Genomic DNA, 18,434 nt, shown 5'->3' on the forward strand with positions numbered 1-18,434 from the left:
GTATTTCTTTAAGCCTTTTTTACATAAGGAAAAGTTTACTTTGACGTGGAAGTTAAGGATAAAATATATCCTACTTATTTGATGAATCGAATAGCAGCTAAAGTATTAGGACCTTCAATGTCAGCATCTTCTGCAAGTGGGCAATCAGAATAAACAAGGACTCTATAATGTACGTTTTCAAGGTGAGAAGAGGCTAGATCAATATGAGAGAATGGAATAGCCACATCATCACTTCCAGGAACCAGATCCACCTCTAAGGTATAGATTGGAGAAGGTGTAGGAATAAGGTCAGAATATTTTTCAATAATGATAGTAATATTAGCATTTTCAGCTTCTCTACCTACCTCACCATCTTCTGTATCTGGTTCATATTCGTGGTCTAAAACAACCATTCCATTTAACCAAACAAGATCACCAGAACATATAGTATGAAAAGCAGTTTCTAGCATAAGTGTAGGTTTATTTTGATCAATTGAAATAAGGGTGTCATCCCCATCTAGACGTTCAGCATAATTAAATTCAATTTTACTGATTAAGTTATGATTAGGACAATGACATGGTTCAACAATAGGAGCCTTTGGCTCAGGTTTAGCTTCTTTTGCTAAAACAGTAGATGGAAGAATAATTCCACCTAATACAGAACAACCTACTAAAAAACTAAGACTTCTTTTTACCCAATTTTGCATATGCAAATCCTCCCTTAATTTATCATTTTGTTTTTTGTGAAGCAGATAGACTAAATGCCACATCAAGTCAAAATTTCTTATGTATACAATAGAACAAGCTTTTGATAATAGTATATGGCTTGGTCTTAAAAAGGTTCTAGATATGGAAAATAAACAAGGGAGTTTTACACAAGTATAATACTAGATATAAAGTAAATACTAAACTGTAAGATGATAAAATTTGAAAGGAAGATAGCATGAAACTAGAAAATACTTATATAGATTTACCAGACTTATTTTATACAGTTGTATCACCGACACCAGTAAGTGAGCCACAGCTTGTAAAACTAAATAGAACTTTAGCAAAGGAATTAGGACTCAATATTGAAGAGCTAGAAAGTGTTGAGAGCATTAATATTTTAGCTGGAAATAGTGTATTAGAAGGAATTAAGCCTATAGCTCAGGCTTATGCAGGACATCAGTTTGGACATTTTACAAAATTGGGAGATGGAAGAGCCATACTACTTGGAGAATGGGTTACAGGTGATAGAAATCGGGTAGATATACAACTTAAAGGTTCTGGTCCAACACCTTATTCTAGAAGAGGGGATGGACGTGCAGCTTTAGGGCCCATGCTGCGAGAATATATTATTAGTGAAGCTATGCATGCTTTAGGTATACCAACTACACGTAGCTTAGCCGTTGTTGCAACAGGAGAATGGGTTAGACGACAGGCACAAGAAAAAGGAGCAATATTGGTACGGGTGGCAAAGAGTCATTTAAGGGTAGGAACGTTTCAATATGCAGCTGCTTGGGGAAGTAAAGACGATCTAGAAGCCTTAACGGAATATGCAATCCATAGGCATTATCCTACTCAAGAGACTGTAGAAAATAAGGCACTTTATTTATTAGAACAAGTAGCTAGACAGCAAGCAGATACAGTAGCAAAGTGGCAATTAGTAGGGTTTATTCATGGTGTGATGAATACAGATAATATGAGTATTAGTGGAGAGACTATTGACTATGGTCCGTGTGCCTTTATGGATATCTATGACTTAAAAACAGTATTTAGTTCAATTGATCAAGAAGGCCGCTATGCCTATGGTAATCAACCACGTATGGCAATGTGGAATTTAGCACGTTTTGCAGAGTCACTATTACCTATTATTCATACAGATGAGAAAGAGGCAATTAAGCTAGCAGAAGAAAAACTTAGAGTATTTGATAAGTTCTATAAACGATATTGGTTAGAAGGCATGAGAAGTAAATTAGGCCTTTTTCATGAACAAGAAGAAGACCCAACATTGATCAAAGACTTATTAGAGATGATGGAAAAGGAGAAGGCAGACTATACTAATACTTTTGTTGCCTTAACTTATGGAGAACTAGAAGCTATTCCTTTTTGTCAAACGGAGGTATTTTTAGAATGGAATAAAAGATGGAAAGTGCGTCAAGCACAACAAAACGAAACACAAGAAGAGGCTTGCGATTTAATGCAAAGAAGTAACCCTGTAGTTATTCCGCGTAATCACAGAGTTGAAGAAGCTATAGATCAGGCTGTAAATGAAGGAAATGAGCAAGTTATGGAACAATTATTAGAGGTACTCTCTAATCCCTACAGGTATGAAGAAAGACAAAGGGCTTATATGACTTTACCGGCACCATCAAGTTGTCCTTACAAGACATTTTGTGGAACGTGATGAAATATTAAGAGTTGATGACAGTTCCTCTATTCTAGTTAATAAGTTTGAAGTGGTGCATACAATAATCCTATAAAGAACTTATTACAAAGGGGGAATAAAGTATGAAAAATTGTACTTTAAAGTCACTTATAGGATTACTTGTTATGACACTTGCGTTAGTGACAATGCAGGTTATACCTGTTCAGGCAGCCACATTTAAAGGATTTAAGCAAGACCAAGAAACAACGAGCAAGCAAGAAATTAAAGTAGGAGATTATATTTATTATGGTACTTACCTGGGGAAAGACATTTTATGGTATGTAGCTGAAAAAGATGAGAAGGGGCTATTATTATACGAGAGCAACCGCTATGAGCAACTTCAAAATTCTAAAAAAAATATCATCGATAAAATTGGAAAATTCACTAAGGAAAATGATTTAGAAGATTTAGATGAATTATTTGATGTAGAAGAGATACCTAGTTTATTTTCTCTCATAACAGATGGAACCATCAATTGGGCAGATATTACTGCAGTTTATTTGGACCCTAATGCAATTGTATTTAAATTAGGAGAAGGAACTAAACAAAATCCCTATACCATTTATACGGAATGGAAAGAAACACCTACCCTTAAGGCAAATGGCAATCAAGTAACCCTGTATAATGTAGAATTAGTAGGGACAAAAGTGACAGGCGAAGTGATCCCAACTATAGTGGTAGATGGTGTTAGTCAAAGTATCTCCAATATAAACTATGATGGAGATAAAAATACTTTAGTATATCAGCTTTACCAACCGATTAAGCAAGGGCAAAGTGTTCAATTTACCTATAGCTTAGCACAAGACGCTACGACTGCTATTGCCAAAGCTGGAGATAAAGTGGTGCTTAAACAAGTATCAACCGCTGTTAAGAATGAAACCGTAGATTATGTACCACAACCTGTAACATTGACAAAAGGACTTCAAAATGAAGGAGTCAAACTAGGAGATTCTAGAACGCTTAGTGTAATAGCTAAAGGTGAAGGGGTGTTAACCTTTAATTGGTATAAAGAAGGCAATTGGATTTATGGTGAAACATTTAATTCATCTAATCAAGATGTGACTTCTTCATATGTTATAAAGAATATAAGAAAAGAAGATCTAGGTAAGTATCGTGTTGAAATAAGTAATGATATCAACAAACTAGAATCTAGTTGTACGGTTAATCTCTTACAACAATATCAAGTACGCACAGCAACCTATCCGGTAGAAGCAGGTGCTTTAACAAATAATAGTATTAACCAAGATGGTATTTATACGATTAATGATGTGGCAACTGTTACAGCAACACCAAAAGGCTATTACCGTTTTACCAATTGGACAGAAAATGGTAAAGAAGTAAGTCGTGACCGTAGCTATAGTTTTGCAGTGACACAAGATAGAAATCTTGTTGCCAACTTCTATTATGATAAACCGGTTGTTATTCCACAGTATACCATTTATGTGACCATTAATCCTAAAGATACAGGTACAGTCAGAGGAGATTATACCTATAACAAAGGAGAATATGTAACTGTAAAAGCTAAAGCAAAAGAAGGCTATATTTTTGAAAATTGGACAGAGGATGGGAAAGTTGTAAGCAGAAATGAAGAATATAGTTTTACTGTTGAAAGGGAAAGACGTCTTAAAGCCAATTTTACAGAAGAACAACCTAAAGAATTAAGTTTTAAACAAGCTTGGAGAGCTTTATCTTCTAGACAACAAAAAGCCATTGAAGAAAACTTTGAAGAGTATTTACCTTATACAACATTAGAGGAAACACTTAGTTTAGATGAATTAGAGGGGTTAACAAAAGGTTATTTTACAAAAGATCAGCTAAGAGAAGTGAAGAGAGATCTAAGTCTTTTAGAAGATATAGGAATTGATTTAGATTGGGAAGTTGTAGAACTAAGACGGGTTTCAAGTGTGAGTTTTAAAGATTTAGGTAGAAATCACTGGGCTTATAGTAATATTACAGAACTTGCAAAAAGAGGGATTGTAGCAGGTTATCCAGATGGTACGTTTAGACCAAGCAAACCACTTACAGTAGAAGATACTTTTACATTCCTTGATAGAGTATTACTATTAAATGATCAAACAGAAGTACAACAACCAAGAAGTACAGTTGAAAAATATATGACCAATAGTAGAAGTTGGGCATTTGACTCTATGGCATCTGTAGGATCAAAACTAGAAGAAAAGATGTTGCGTCAAGTAGGGAGAATGGAAGACACCTATTTATCACGTGGTCAATTGGCACAAGTATTGTTTGAAGTAACCAATGGCAATTTGAAAAAGATAAAACCTTTAGTTTTATTTACAGATACCCGATACTCAGAGTATGAAGATGGTATTAATTACTGTATTCGAACAGGATTGCTTGAAGGGACTACGGCAACGACTATGGAGCCTAACAAAGCTGTTACAAGAGCCGAAATGATGACCATATTAATGCGTTTAGATGCTGCACTTAATCAATAGTTTACTTTTTGGATGATTGACAGTATGGTTTTTTGCCCATATTATATATAAGATTAGGTCACGTCTATAATAGAAAAAAAATTATTCGATGAACGTAACATAAAAAGAGGAGAAATTGAAAAAATGACAGATGAAAAAGCGTTACAAATCTTAAAATTGTTTTATTTTGGTGCAACAAGTGTTCAAGAAATTGAACGTAAAGTAGGCTTACCAAGAGCAGAAGTTAGAGAAGTTTTAAAAGGTGCACGTTCATGTGACCTTATTAATTATAGTACACAAGAAACATGTGAAAACTTTGTTAACGTAAGAAAAAAAGGTTTAGAAAGATACTTACGTACAAAAGGTATTATCCAATAAAAGATTAAGAAAAATTTTATTTATACCTTTTGAAGAAGGTAGTTTAGTCAAAAATGAGTTAAAGAGGACATAAGCACTTGTTCTAGATATTTTGAATCTAGTGACGAGTGCTTTTTTATGATGAGAACTAATGAAAACTATAAAGGGTGTCAGAATAAACTTAGATATATATTAGGGAACACGTTCATATACTGTATTGAGAAGAACTTTTGACATAAGAAGGCATAGGTTACTTATAAGGTAGCATATGCCTTTTGTCTTTATATAGACTGTTAAGTTTAAGGAAAGTGAGGCTTTAAATACTTGGAAGAGAAAGTACGGCTAAGGCAAAAGATGAAACCTGCTAAAGTAATTGCTTTAAGTTTTATGGGTGTTATTTTACTGGGTGCTATTTTATTGATGCTTCCTATTTCAGTTAAGGAAGGAATGAGGGTTTCTTTTATTGATGCTTTATTTACTTCTACAAGTGCTGTGTGTGTGACAGGGCTTGTAGTTGTGGACACTGCAGATACTTTTAATGCATTGGGATGCACAATTATAGCCATATTAATTCAAATAGGTGGGTTAGGTGTCACATCTATTGGTGTAGGTATTATATTAATTGCGGGTAGACGAGTAGGATTTAATCAACGGACATTGGTGAGAGAGGCTTGGAGTGTTCAATCATTTAAGGGCATTGTCAAGCTTGTGCGTGCAGTATTGATTTTAACCCTTATATTTGAAGGAATAGGAGCAGTGCTGAGCTTATTTGTATTTGGGCAAGATTATCCTATAGGAGAAGCTATAGGCATTAGTCTTTTTCACTCGATTGCTTCGTTCAATAATGCGGGATTTGATATATTAGGAAATTTTCAAAACCTAATACCCTACCAAGATAACCTCTTTTTAAATCTTATAACTTGTCTACTCATTATATTCGGAGGACTAGGATTTTTAGTGATTTTGGACTTATTACATGTACACCATTTTAAAAGGCTTACCCTTCATACAAAAGTTGTAGTAGTTACTACAGTCTTTCTTTTACTAAGTGGCACAGTTCTTCTCAAATTAACAGAAAATATAAGTTGGTTAGGTGCTTTCTTTCAAAGTACTTCGGCTAGAACGGCAGGATTTTGTACCTATTCTATAGGTGGGTTAACCAATGCAGGACTTTTAACGCTGATTATACTTATGTTTATTGGTGCATCTCCAGGATCAACAGGAGGAGGAATTAAAACAAGTACATTATTTGTACTGATTCAGTTTGTTAAAAGTATAGTCACTAATCAACATTGTAGTGCTTTTAAGCGAAGTATTCCTTATGAGGCAATTGCAAAAGCAGCAGTGATAACCTTTTTAGCCTTAATTATTGTGTTAGCAGGTACTTTTGGGTTATGCGTATTTGAACCTGGAAATAGCCTTATGCAAAATTTATTCGAAGTTACCTCAGCATTTGGTACAGTAGGATTATCTACAGGTATTACGCCAAAGTTAACTGCGCCCAGTAAGATATTGTTAACGTTGATTATGTATATAGGTAGATTAGGTCCATTGACTATAGCCTCATTATGGTTTGTAAAAGGAAAAACAGAAGTACATTATACAGAAGAGATGATTACCATTGGTTAGAGGGGGGAATGCATGTTTAAGAATAAGAAAACAGCTGCAATTGGAATTATTGGTTTAGGAAGATTTGGAATGGCTTTAGCCAAGCGACTTTGTGAACTGGGCAAAGAAGTTTTGGTAATAGATCAAAGTGAATCAAAGGTAAAGGAATTACGTAGCTATACTCAATATGCTTTTGTAGCAGATGAATTGACGAAAGAAGTATTAGAAGAAGCAGGCATACAAAATTGCGAAGTGGTCGTTGTATGTATTGGCGAAAAAATAGATGTGAGTATTTTGACAACCTTAAACGTAGTAAGCTTAGGTGTACCAAAAGTAATTGCTAAAGCAATTAGTTATGAACAAGGATGTGTGCTTGAAAAAATTGGTGCAGAAGTCGTTTATCCAGAAAGGGATATGGCCCTTAGAGTAGCGAAGAAAATAGTAGCTCATAATGTCTTGGATTATATTTCATTAAATAATGATGTAGAGCTTTCTGAGATTAAAGTTAATGAAAAGCTTATAGGAAAGACAGTGAGTGAAGCTGATATGAGAAAACAGTATGGGCTTAATATTATCGCTATTGGAATGGATGGGGAAATAGAAACAGATATAGAGCCTAATTACACATTTAAAGACAAAGATGTCATTGTGGTAGTAGGCAAAAAAGAAAATATTTCTGCATTCGAAATGGATTAAAATTTTTGTGTATAAAGGTAAAAAACTCTTGACTCTATAGTAACAATAGAGTTTAAGATATAACATGGCAAAATGAGAACGGAGGAAAGAGTATGTTAAAAGAATTTTTTAAATACGCGATTCCCTCAGCCCTTGCTATGTTTATATCATCCCTTTACACAGTTATTGATGGTATTTTTGTAGGTCAGGGTGTAGGGGACATGGCGCTAGCAGCCATTAATATTGTTTTACCTTTTACAGTTATGTTATTTGGTCTTGCATCAATGTTTGCTATAGGTGGAGGATCACAAGTTTCTAAATATATTGGGGCAGGAGAAAGTGATAAAGCAGTTAATATTTTTAGACAAGTATTTAAGTTCTTGCTTATCCTAAGCGGAATTATTAGTTTAATTTGTATTATTTTTACTGAACAGATTGTAAGCCTATTAGGTGCAACAGAAGGATTAAAAGGTCTTGCAGTAGAATATTTAAGATTTTATGCTATCTTTTGTATTCCAAACTTAATTGGGATTGTACTAAGTAGTTTTGTTAGAAATGATGGTAGACCAAAACTTGCAATGATCTCAACCATATTAGGTGCCATTACAAATATTATTTTAGATTATCTATTTATCTTTGAATTTGGATTTGGAATCAAAGGTGCAGCTATTGCAACAGGGCTTGGGCAGATTATAACTGTTGCGGTGCTTATCCCTCACTTTATTCAAAGAAAAGGTTATTTATCCTTTGGAAATGTGAAGCTTAATTTTGAAGAACTTAAAACTTTTTCAAAAATTGGTTTTCCATCTTTCTTTGCACAAGCAAGTTATTCGGTGATTGTTCTGATTCATAATGTTATGCTAGTGAAATTTATAGGTGAAGCAGGTATTTCTGCTTATAGTATTATTAACTACATTACAACCAATACGTATATGGTACTTTATGGTTTAACACTCGGTGCTCAGCCGTTGATTAGCTATAATTATGGGAAAAAAGACGGTAAGCGTATGTTAGGCTTTTATAAGATTACAAGTGTCACAGCAACAGTAGTCAGTGTGGCGTTTATATTTATTAGTTTTGTCTTTGGACCAACATTGATAGGTATATTTACAAGTGATCCACAAATTGCTAGCCTTGCTTATTTAGCATTACGTATCGCAAGTTTTAGTTATCTTGCAGTAGGGATTAACTTAAATACACTTGTATATTTCCAAGCATTAGAAAAACCAAAATATTCGAATTTAAGTTGTGTATTAAGATCTATTATCTATTTGCCACTTGCTTTAATTGTGCTTTGTACTATTTTTGGAGCCAACGGTATTTGGGCAGGGACAATTGTATCAGAAGTTCTAACACTCATTACTATTAGTATTTTAGCAAATGTTAAAGGGTCAACTCATGCGGTGTTAAGAGTAGATCAAGTCCAAGTAGAAATATAATAAAAATGGTGAACATTTCAAAGTAGAAATGCTCACCATTTTTTTATTACAAAAGTTAGTAAAAAATAAACAAAAATAAAGTTAAAAATTAGGTTATTAATTTCAAAAAATAGCATTGTAATATTATGAAGATTGAGTTACATTTATGTAGATTACTAAACTTAAACATAATAGAGGTGCAAGATGGTTCAATATCCGTTTCAAAATCCAAATCTTGATATTGAGGAGAGAATTAGTGACTTAATTTCAAGAATGACCTTAGAAGAAAAAGTAAGACAATTAGACATTTATTCATGGAATGAATTTAAAGAAGATGATGGACAGTTTGATTTCGAAAAGTTTATCAACGTTTCAGGCAAAGAAGGGATTGGATGTTTACAAAATAGATATTCAAGTGCTGAGGATAACAATAGAATTCAAAAAGAATATTTAGAAGAGGCAAGATTGCCTATTCCTATTCTATTTAGTGAAGAAGCGTTACATGGGCTAATCTGGCCTGAGTGTACAGTTTTTCCACAACAAATTGCATTAGCATCAACCTTTGATGCAGAACTTGGTTTCAAACAAGGTAAAGCGATTGCAAGAGAATGTAGAAGCTTAGGGATTCATGAGACTTGGTCACCAGTACTTGATCTTGCAAGAGATCCTAGATGGGGACGTGTTGAAGAAGCTTATGGGGAGGATACTTATCTTGCTTCTCGTTTTGCAGAAGAAATGGTAAAAGGTTTACAAGGTGATGATTTAACGCGTAATGATACCATTGTTGCAGAGGTGAAACACTTCTCAGGGTATGGGGCGCCAACAGGGGGACTTAACTGTGCACCAGCTATGATGGGTAAACATGAGCATGAGTTTTATTGTTTACCAGTTTTTGAAGCAGCCTTTAATGCAGGAGCACTCAATGCAATGTGTTCTTATAACTCTATAGATGGTATTCCAGTTGCTGGGGACCGTAAGTTATTAACAGATAAGCTACGTGGTGAACTCGGTATGCGAGGCTTTGTACGTGCAGATATGACTGCTATTATTATGTTACATAGATGCCACTATGTTGTAGAAAGTCAAAGAGAAGCCATTAAAATGGCGATTGAAGCAGGCGTAGATATGCAACTCTATGATTTCCCACATGATGTTTACCAAGGACATTTAGCGGATATGGTGAAATGTGGTGAATTAGAAGAAGCTGTTGTTGACTTATCTGTAAGACGTGTCCTTCGTGTTAAGTTTATGTTAGGCCTCTTTGAAAATCCATTTGTAGATGAAAGCTTAAATAAACAAGTGGTACACTGTGAAGAACATGTGGCACTTGCGAAAGAAGTAGCAGAAAAAGCAATTTGTCTCCTTAAAAATAATCAAGGACTTCTACCACTAAAAAAAGATACAAAATGTATTGCAGTAGTAGGGCCAAGTGCTGCGACACCAAGATTTGGTGACTATAGTGCACCAGCTGAAACATGTAAAGATGCAGTGACTTTATTAGATGGGATTCGTCAAGCAGTATCAGAAGAGACAGAAATCCTTTATGCAAAAGGATGTGAAATCTTAGAAAATGAAGTTATGGTGATTCCGTCTAAATGGCTAAGAAGCCAAGATGGTAAAGAAGGCTTAACAGGTGAATACTTCAATGGTCAAGACTTTGAAGGGGAGGCAGTTGTAACACGTGTAGACTCACAAGTTAACTTTAACTGGATCTATACAAAGCCAGGTGAAGGGATTAATGCAGATAGCTTTGGGGTAAGATGGACTGGAACACTTGTACCAGAAGAAACCTTTGAAGGCTGTATTGGATTAAGTAGTATGGATAGCATGCGTCTATGGATTGATGGGGAAATGCTCGTTGATGGCTGGGGAGATAAACAAGCTACCCAAATGCAACCATTCCAATTTGAAAAGGGCAAAGAATATGCTGTTAAAATTGAATTTATAAATGACCAAAGAGGGGTGCGTGTAATCTTTGGCTACAATACAGGTAACTTAGATATGGAACAAGCACTTGCTATTAGTAAACAAGCGGATGTGGTGATTGTAGCTGTAGGAGATAGTGAAGAAACTTGTGGCGAGAACTTAGATCGTGCAGACCTTAACTTACCAGGCAGACAAGGAGAGCTTGTACGTAAAATTTACGAAACAGGTACCCCTGTTGTTCTTGTATTACAAAACGGACGCCCACTTTCTATTACTTGGGAGCAAGAACACATACCTGCTATCGTAGAAGCATGGCATGTAGGTGAGCAAGGTGGACATGCTATTGCTGGTGTATTATTTGGGGATGTTAATCCAGGAGGACGTTTACCAATTTCTTTCCCTAAATCAGTAGGTCAAATTCCTGTGCACTACAATAGACGTCCATTTGGTGCAACAAAATATGTAGAGATGGATTGGAATCCACTGTATCCATTTGGTTATGGCTTAAGCTATACAAAGTTTGAATATAGTAACCTTAAGCTTTCAGCTGAAGAAATAAAAGCAGATGAAACAGTTAAAGTATCTATTGATGTAACCAATGTAGGGGATTGCTACGGCGAGGATGTGCCTCAACTTTACATTCATGATGCAGTAAGTAGTGTGGTTAGACCATACAAAGAACTTGCTGGATTTGAAAGAGTAGGTCTTGCACCAGGAGAAACAAAAACAGTAACCTTTGAATTAGGAGAAAGACAATTGCGTGTCCTTAATCCGGATTTCAAATGGGTTGTTGAAAAAGGAAAATTTGAAGTCATGGTAGGGCCAAATGCTATGGATTTACCATTCACAACACAATTTAGAGTAAAATAAATGATAAAAGGAGCTGTAGCATTATAGGCAGCTCCTTTTGTATGTCGACAATTATATGAGCGAAGTCTTTAATGGTGAAGGTTTTTAGGTAGTTTTAAGATATCACTTAGTAAAAGTATATAGATTATAAAATGGTGCGTTTTGTGTAGGGCTATTCATAGCTTAGAAAAGACGATAAAATAGAAGAGATTAGTTAAGGAGGAACGAAAGACATGGATAGGCGATTTTCGATTGGAGAGGTGTCAAAACTTCACAATGTGTCCGTACAAACCCTTAGACATTATGATAAAATAGGCTTATTAAAGCCTGGCTATGTCAATGAAAGTAGTAAGTACCGTTATTATTCGGTGAAGCATTTTATTATGCTAGATTTTATTAAGCAATGTAAAGCCATGGGATTAACTTTGGAAGAAATTAAAGTATTAGTCGATCATCATACGTCTGTTGATGCCATATTAGAGATTCTTACCAAACAAAAAGAAATGGTTCAAGAAAAGATACAAGAATTAGAACGTATAGAAAAACATATTCAAATTCTAGAAGGAAAGATTCAATCTACTCTAGACGAAGGCATTGGTAAAGTGTTTATAAAGCAATGTCCTACAAGACATTTTATTAAATATAACAATACCAAACGTTATACAGAAGAGTTTGAGATTAAGTTAAGTGAGACGTTAAGAGATATTGATAAGAAGTATGGAACCTTTTATAGAGAATTGGCTTTTGCTACTTCCTATGAGCGCTTTAAAAAGGATAAACAGCTTACTTATGACCACATGATGATAGGATGTGGAGAAAATTATGATGAGGTAAAAGGTGAAAAGGTTATCTTACCAGAAGGTCATTACCTTACGCTAAACTTTGATGATGACTTTAAACATACCACACCTTATTATGAGCAATTAATGCAATACATTGAGTTGAATCATTTAAAAGTAGGCGATACTTTTTGCGAAAGCTATATGATTACGCGAATTGATTTAAGTAATAAAGAAAAAGCATTAGGTCAAATTCAAATACAGGTCCTATAAGTGTAAAAAGGTGACACGGAAAATTTACGTCCGTGACACCTTTTATTTATTTTAAATTAGCCTATGGCGATAATCTTGGTAGCAATTTGCTGGGTAAATGATTCATCATGCTCTACAAAGATGAGTGTAGGCTGATAGGTTAAAAGTAATTATTCGATTTGAATACGAGAAAAGATATCAATAAAGTTAAGAGGTTCATCCCAAATATAAAGATGAGCTCTTTCGGAAAGACTTTTGGCAATAAGAACTTTCTTCTTTTGTCCTTCACTGAAGCTTGCTATATCTTTTTCAAATTGTACACGGGCAAAATCAAGTTTGCGCAAGATGGATTTAAAAAGGGTTTCGTCGATGTTGCAGTCTCTGGCATAATCAGATAAATTACCTTTCAGATGAGACGTGTCTTGTGAGATATAGGAAATTTTGAGACCACTTGCTTTGTTAAAAGTACCAGTGTAGTCAATGTACTCACCAAGAATAAACTTTAGTACACTTGATTTACCACAGCCATTTTTGCCTTGTAAGCATATACGATCACCGGTAGAGACTTCAAAGCGTACTTTTTCACAGACTACTTTAGTATCATAAGAAAGGCTAACATCTAAGAGCCTTAAAAGTTGAGTGGTGTAAAAAGGCAAAGTGAGTAGCTTGAGACTCTCAGTGGATTCAATGTTTTTGAGTAAGCTTGACTTTTCCTCTATGGCACTTTGTTGCCTACGTTCTAAATTTTTGCGGCGTTGTTGCATACGTCTAGATTTTTCACCCACATAGCAGCGGTGGTCTATAGATTTCTCATCAGAATTTTTACCCATACCAATTTTGCTAGACTCAACTTTGTCTGCCCAACGGGCTGTTTGTTTAGCAGCCGCAGTAAGACGTTTAATATCTTTTTTTAGACGCTCATTTTCTGCAAGCTCAAATTGATCTTGGAGCGTTTTGTTGTGATACCATGAGGAAAAATTGCCTTTTTGAATCTCAATATTTGTCTTATTAATGGCAAGCATATGGTCTGTACAGCCATCTAAAAAGGCACGGTCATGAGAAACAAGGATAAAGCCCTTTTTATTATTTAAATAGTTACAGACCACATGTCTAGATGTCACATCTAGATGATTTGTAGGTTCATCAATAAGTAAAAAGTGATGTTCTCTAAGGAACAAAACAGCAAGTAAGACTTTGGTTTGCTCACCTTGTGAAAGGGTGTTAAAAGGACGATAAAGGACATCTTCATCGACTTGGAGTAAATTCAGCTCTTTTTTGATTTCCCAATAAGCGCAATCAGGATGTAAGTCTTCAATAATTTCCATAGTCATTAAAGTCTTGTCATCCACTTGGAAAGGGAAATAGTCAAATTGTACAGTAGCGGAAATCGTTCCTTTATATTCATACTTACCAAGTAGCAAGTTTAAGAAGGTTGTTTTGCCACGACCATTGCGCCCTGTAAAACCTAGTTTCCAATCCGTATCCATTTGAAAAGAAACATTTTCAAAGATATTATCATAAGTGCCTTCGTAGGCAAAGGTTAAATTACATATATTAATTGATGACATAAAATCAGCTCCTTGTGCAATAAAATAAGCCGCAAGAATGTACATTCTTACGGCTTATTAATAGACAGCAAAGCTCACCCTATCTTTGGGATAGAGAAATGGATGGACTATTAAATAAACAAAAAGAAGAAATGTACTTCCTGCAAATAAGCATCATAAATAAACGATCTATGCCGCCATTGAAAATTTATTCTGCTTAATATAAGTCTGCAAGAAAGTACTATTTCATCTTTTCACCTCAAATCTATTAAATATTTAAGAGCATGTTAGCATGACTTATTTTAAATGTCAAGTAGAATAGATACACAATTTTAATAAAGTGTCTAAAATTAAAACGATTAAAAGGACTTCTTATATGACTTAAAAATCGGTATAATAGGGATGTAGAAAAGTTCATAATATTTTAATTAAATATTACATATTAAGAAGGTGAGTATTTGAATATAACCCATTTAAAATATGCAATTGAAGTTGAAAAGACAGGCTCGATTACAAAGGCGGCTGAGCATCTCTATATGGGACAGCCTAATTTAAGCAAATCCATAAAAGAGTTAGAAGCAAGTATTGGCATTACGCTCTTTAAAAGAACAGCAAAAGGCATTATTCCTACTAAGAAGGGGGCAGAATTTTTAAGTTATGCAAAAAATGTATTAATGCAAATTGATGCATTAGAATCTTATTATAAGCCTAGTAGTACTAAAAAAGTAGATTTTAGAATTTCTGTGCCTAGGGCCAGTTATATTACTTATGCCTTTACTCATTTTATAAATGATTTAGAGATGAAAGGCACAGCGACCATTGACTTTAAGGAAACTAATTCTATGGAAGCTATTGAAAATATATTGGAAAATGGATTTAATTTAGGAATCATCCGTTATGCGACTCAATATGAAAAGTACTTCTTACATTTACTGAATGAAAAAGAGTTTAAATATGAGACGTTATGGACGTTTGAATACCTTGTTCTTATGTCTAAGGAACATCCATTAGCATATAGTGAAAATATTACCTTACAAGATCTAGAAGACTATATTGAAGTTATCCATGGAGACCTAGTGGTGCCAACTTTATCAAGTATAGAGATTAAAAAGAGTAATTGGGCGGAAACATCTAGTAAACAAATCTATGTCTATGAAAGAGGTAGTCAATTTGATTTACTTAGTGAAGTTCCCACAAGTTACATGTGGGTATCACCTGTACCCTCTATTTTATTAGAACGCTATGGACTTGTTCAAAGAAAGTGTGAAGTAAATGATAATGTGAATAAGGATGTACTGATTTATCCTAAACGTTATCGACTAAACGGACTAGATAGACAATTTATTAACCAATTAGAGAGGATAAAAGAAGAAATGATACATGGGGTAAAGGGGTGATACTAGTATGTATTTGTTTATATATATAGACATGTATATAAATATATAATGGTATATCTAGATTTATATTACCCTTATAACTTTAAGAATGTTAAAATTATAACATAAAGATTAAGTGAGTAGGGGGAAAGAAAAATGGCAAGATTTACATTACCTCGTGATTTATATCATGGAAAAGGTTCATTAGAAATGTTAAAGACTTTAAAAGGCAAACGAGCTATTTTAGTTTTAGGTGGAGGTTCTATGAAACGCTTTGGATTTGTGGATCAAGTCGTTTCATATTTAAAAGAAGCGCGTATAGAAGTTCAGCTTTTTGAAAATGTTGAGCCAGATCCTTCTGTAGAAACAGTTATGAAGGGTGCAGAAGCTATGCGTGAATTCGAGCCAGATTGGATTATTGCAATGGGAGGTGGTTCTCCTATTGATGCAGCTAAAGCAATGTGGGCATTTTATGAATATCCAGAAACTTCATTTGAAGACTTAATCACACCATTTAATTTTCCAGAACTTAGACAAAAAGCTAAGTTTTTAGCAATTCCATCTACATCAGGTACAGCGACAGAAGTAACGGCTTTTTCTGTTATTACAGATTATGAAAAAGGAATTAAATATCCTTTAGCAGACTTTAATATTACACCGGATGTTGCAATTGTTGATCCATTGCTTGCAGAAACCATGCCGCCAAAGCTTACTGCACATACAGGAATGGATGCATTAACTCATGCTATAGAAGCTTATGTTTCTACACTTCATACACCATTTACAGATCCTCTTGCAATAAAAGCAATTCAGATGGTATTTGATTATTTGCCTGCATCATATGACGGTGATATGGAAGCGAGAGAACAAATGCACTACGGACAATGTTTAGCTGGAATGGCATTTTCAAATGCACTTTTAGGCATTGTACACTCTATGGCACATAAAACAGGGGCAGCCTTCTCTACAGGTCATATTCCACATGGTTGTGCTAATGCTATTTATCTTCCATATGTTATTAAATTCAATGCTAAAGATGCAGTAACACGTTATGCAGAAATTGCACGTTCTGTTGGTCTTGAAGGTAGCGATGATCATGAACTTGTAGAAAAATTATGTGACAAGATTGATGACTATAATGTAAAATTAGGTATTCCTAAAACATTAAAAGCTTTTGGAATCAATGAAGAAGAATTTAAACAAAAAGTAAGTAAAATTTCTGAACTTGCTGTAGGAGATGCTTGCACAGGATCTAATCCAAGAAGTATTACACCAAGTGAAATGGAAAAATTATTCACCTGTATCTATTATGGAACAGAAGTGAATTTTTAATAAAATAAATCCTGCTAATGGATTTTATCCATTAGCAGGATTTTGTATTTATAGGATTAGAATGATTCTTTTTAAAATAGATATAAAAACAAAGACTTGTAAGATCAGCAATAAACCAACCTACAGGAATAGCCCACCAAATAGCAACAACACCAAGTGAAGGAGCGAACGTATAAGCAAGGGCTACACGTAATCCAAGAGAGATAACGGTTAGAATAACAGAAATATTGGCTTTACCTATGCCTCTATAGTACCCATAGCTTAAGAAAAGGTAACCGATAAGGATATAAAATGTTGAAACAATCCATAAGTATTCTTTACCATAGCGGAGAATTTCTAGTGCGTCTTTTGAGATAAATAATGTTAAAAGTGGTGTGGCAAATAAAAGAACACACAGTGAAGCAATAGCACAAAAGAGGGTTGAAATACCTAAGGCAATTTTAATACCTTTATGTATACGCTTGGTTTGTTTGGCACCTTTATTTTGAGCAATATAAATAGCAAAAGCATTTCCAAAATCTTGTGCTGGCATATAAGCAAAGGCGTCAATTTTAACGGCGGCAGCAAATGCAGCCATTACAGATACACCGAAAGTGTTTACAAGACCTTGAATCATTAAAATGCCGAAGTTCATAATGGATTGTTGGATACTTGTAAAAACACTGTAATGAATTAATTGTTTCATAAGTGGTATGTTAAGGCGAAAATCTTGTTTAGTGTAATGTAAGAAGGAGAGCTTTTTTGTACTGTAAAATGTAATGAGTAGTGCAGAGAAAGCTTGAGCAATAATGGTAGCAAGGGCAGCACCTTCTACACCCATCTGAAAACCTATTATGAAAATAAGATCTAGGACAATATTAAGTAAAGATGAAACAATTAAAAAGATTAAGGGCATAAAGGAATTACCAAGGGCTCTTAATAAACAACTAAAGTAGTTGTATAAGAAGGTAAAGCCTAATCCATAAAAGATAATGGTCAAATAGGTTTTAGTAGCTGTAAATATACTTTCAGGTGTATGTACAAGTTGTAAGATTGGAGTACTGAAGCTAAGGACTAAGACGTTAAGAATAAGCGTTAAAAGAGCGATAAAAATGAAGCCATTATAAATACTTTTTTTGAGTAATGAGATTTCTTTTGCACCAAAAAAATGAGCAAATAGAGTAGAAGCACCCATGCAAAGTCCTATAATAATTGAAGTTAAAAAGATAACTATAGAAAAAGAGGAACCGACAGCAGCGAGGGCATCAGAACCTACAAATTTACCAACCAAAATAGTATCTGCAATATTATAAAACTGTTGAAATATATTTCCTACAATTAAAGGGAATGCAAATTGGAGCATAACTTTTGCTTCATTACCTTGAGTTAAATCTTTCATAAGAACTCCTTTTTACAGAATAATGTATATAAATTTCATTATACCATAGAGTAATAAAGCAAAATAGAGTTAAAAATAAATAAAAAAGGAGATGTCATATGACATCTCCTTTT

At 34.4% G+C, this 18,434-nt stretch carries 12 protein-coding genes and 1 pseudogene; 10 read left to right on the top strand and 3 right to left on the bottom strand.

The features are described 5' to 3' along the window. Positions 1-74: 74 nt before the first annotated feature. A complete protein-coding gene (locus tag PBV87_RS15090) occupies positions 75-686 on the bottom strand; it encodes a hypothetical protein (protein ID WP_271012784.1) in 612 nt (203 codons plus the stop codon). Positions 687-922: 236 nt separating this feature from the next. Here PBV87_RS15090 and PBV87_RS15095 point away from each other — a divergent pair, with 236 nt between their 5' ends. From PBV87_RS15095 to PBV87_RS15130, 8 genes are all read left to right on the top strand, one after another. Further along, complete coding sequence (locus PBV87_RS15095) at positions 923-2,365, top strand: protein adenylyltransferase SelO (protein WP_271012785.1); 1,443 nt, start codon at positions 923-925, stop codon at positions 2,363-2,365. 104 nt (positions 2,366-2,469) lie between these two features. Beyond that, entirely contained in the window at positions 2,470-4,845 is a 2,376-nt protein-coding gene (locus PBV87_RS15100) for an InlB B-repeat-containing protein (RefSeq protein WP_271012786.1), read from the top strand. 123 nt (positions 4,846-4,968) lie between these two features. Further along, positions 4,969-5,202: a hypothetical protein gene (locus PBV87_RS15105; protein WP_271012787.1), complete on the top strand. Its 234-nt coding sequence runs from the start codon at positions 4,969-4,971 to the stop codon at positions 5,200-5,202. Between the two features lie 333 nt (positions 5,203-5,535). Next, the gene (locus PBV87_RS15110) at positions 5,536-6,810 is read left to right on the top strand and encodes a TrkH family potassium uptake protein (protein WP_271012788.1); all 1,275 of its coding nucleotides are present in this window, start codon (positions 5,536-5,538) and stop codon (positions 6,808-6,810) included. Positions 6,811-6,822: 12 nt separating this feature from the next. Beyond that, the gene (locus tag PBV87_RS15115; protein WP_053984097.1) at positions 6,823-7,485 is read left to right on the top strand and encodes a potassium channel family protein; all 663 of its coding nucleotides are present in this window, start codon (positions 6,823-6,825) and stop codon (positions 7,483-7,485) included. Between the two features lie 92 nt (positions 7,486-7,577). Further along, the gene (locus PBV87_RS15120; RefSeq protein ID WP_053984096.1) at positions 7,578-8,903 is read left to right on the top strand and encodes an MATE family efflux transporter; all 1,326 of its coding nucleotides are present in this window, start codon (positions 7,578-7,580) and stop codon (positions 8,901-8,903) included. 183 nt (positions 8,904-9,086) lie between these two features. Continuing rightward, complete coding sequence (locus PBV87_RS15125; RefSeq protein WP_271012789.1) at positions 9,087-11,678, top strand: glycoside hydrolase family 3 protein; 2,592 nt, start codon at positions 9,087-9,089, stop codon at positions 11,676-11,678. A gap of 212 nt (positions 11,679-11,890) precedes the next feature. Next, positions 11,891-12,709, top strand: a complete 819-nt coding sequence (locus PBV87_RS15130) for a MerR family transcriptional regulator (RefSeq protein ID WP_271012790.1) — start codon at positions 11,891-11,893, stop codon at positions 12,707-12,709. A gap of 56 nt (positions 12,710-12,765) precedes the next feature. Here the strand turns inward: PBV87_RS15130 and abc-f are convergent. After that, positions 12,766-14,256, bottom strand: a pseudogene (abc-f, locus tag PBV87_RS15135) (ribosomal protection-like ABC-F family protein). Positions 14,257-14,693: 437 nt separating this feature from the next. On the opposite strand from abc-f, the gene PBV87_RS15140 reads away from it, so the two are divergent. Continuing rightward, positions 14,694-15,632 carry a LysR family transcriptional regulator gene (locus PBV87_RS15140; protein ID WP_271012791.1) on the top strand — a complete coding sequence of 313 codons (939 nt, stop codon included), beginning with the start codon at positions 14,694-14,696 and terminating at the stop codon, positions 15,630-15,632. Positions 15,633-15,767: 135 nt separating this feature from the next. Then, on the top strand, positions 15,768-16,943 hold the full coding sequence (locus PBV87_RS15145; protein WP_271012792.1) for an iron-containing alcohol dehydrogenase: 1,176 nt from the start codon (positions 15,768-15,770) through the stop codon (positions 16,941-16,943). Positions 16,944-16,974: 31 nt separating this feature from the next. On the opposite strand, the gene PBV87_RS15150 is transcribed toward PBV87_RS15145, so the two are convergent. Further along, positions 16,975-18,321 carry an MATE family efflux transporter gene (locus PBV87_RS15150; RefSeq protein WP_271012793.1) on the bottom strand — a complete coding sequence of 449 codons (1,347 nt, stop codon included), beginning with the start codon at positions 18,319-18,321 and terminating at the stop codon, positions 16,975-16,977. Positions 18,322-18,434 lie beyond the last annotated feature (113 nt).

Source organism: Holtiella tumoricola (assembly GCF_027857615.1).
GTDB lineage: Bacteria > Bacillota > Clostridia > Lachnospirales > Cellulosilyticaceae > Holtiella > Holtiella tumoricola.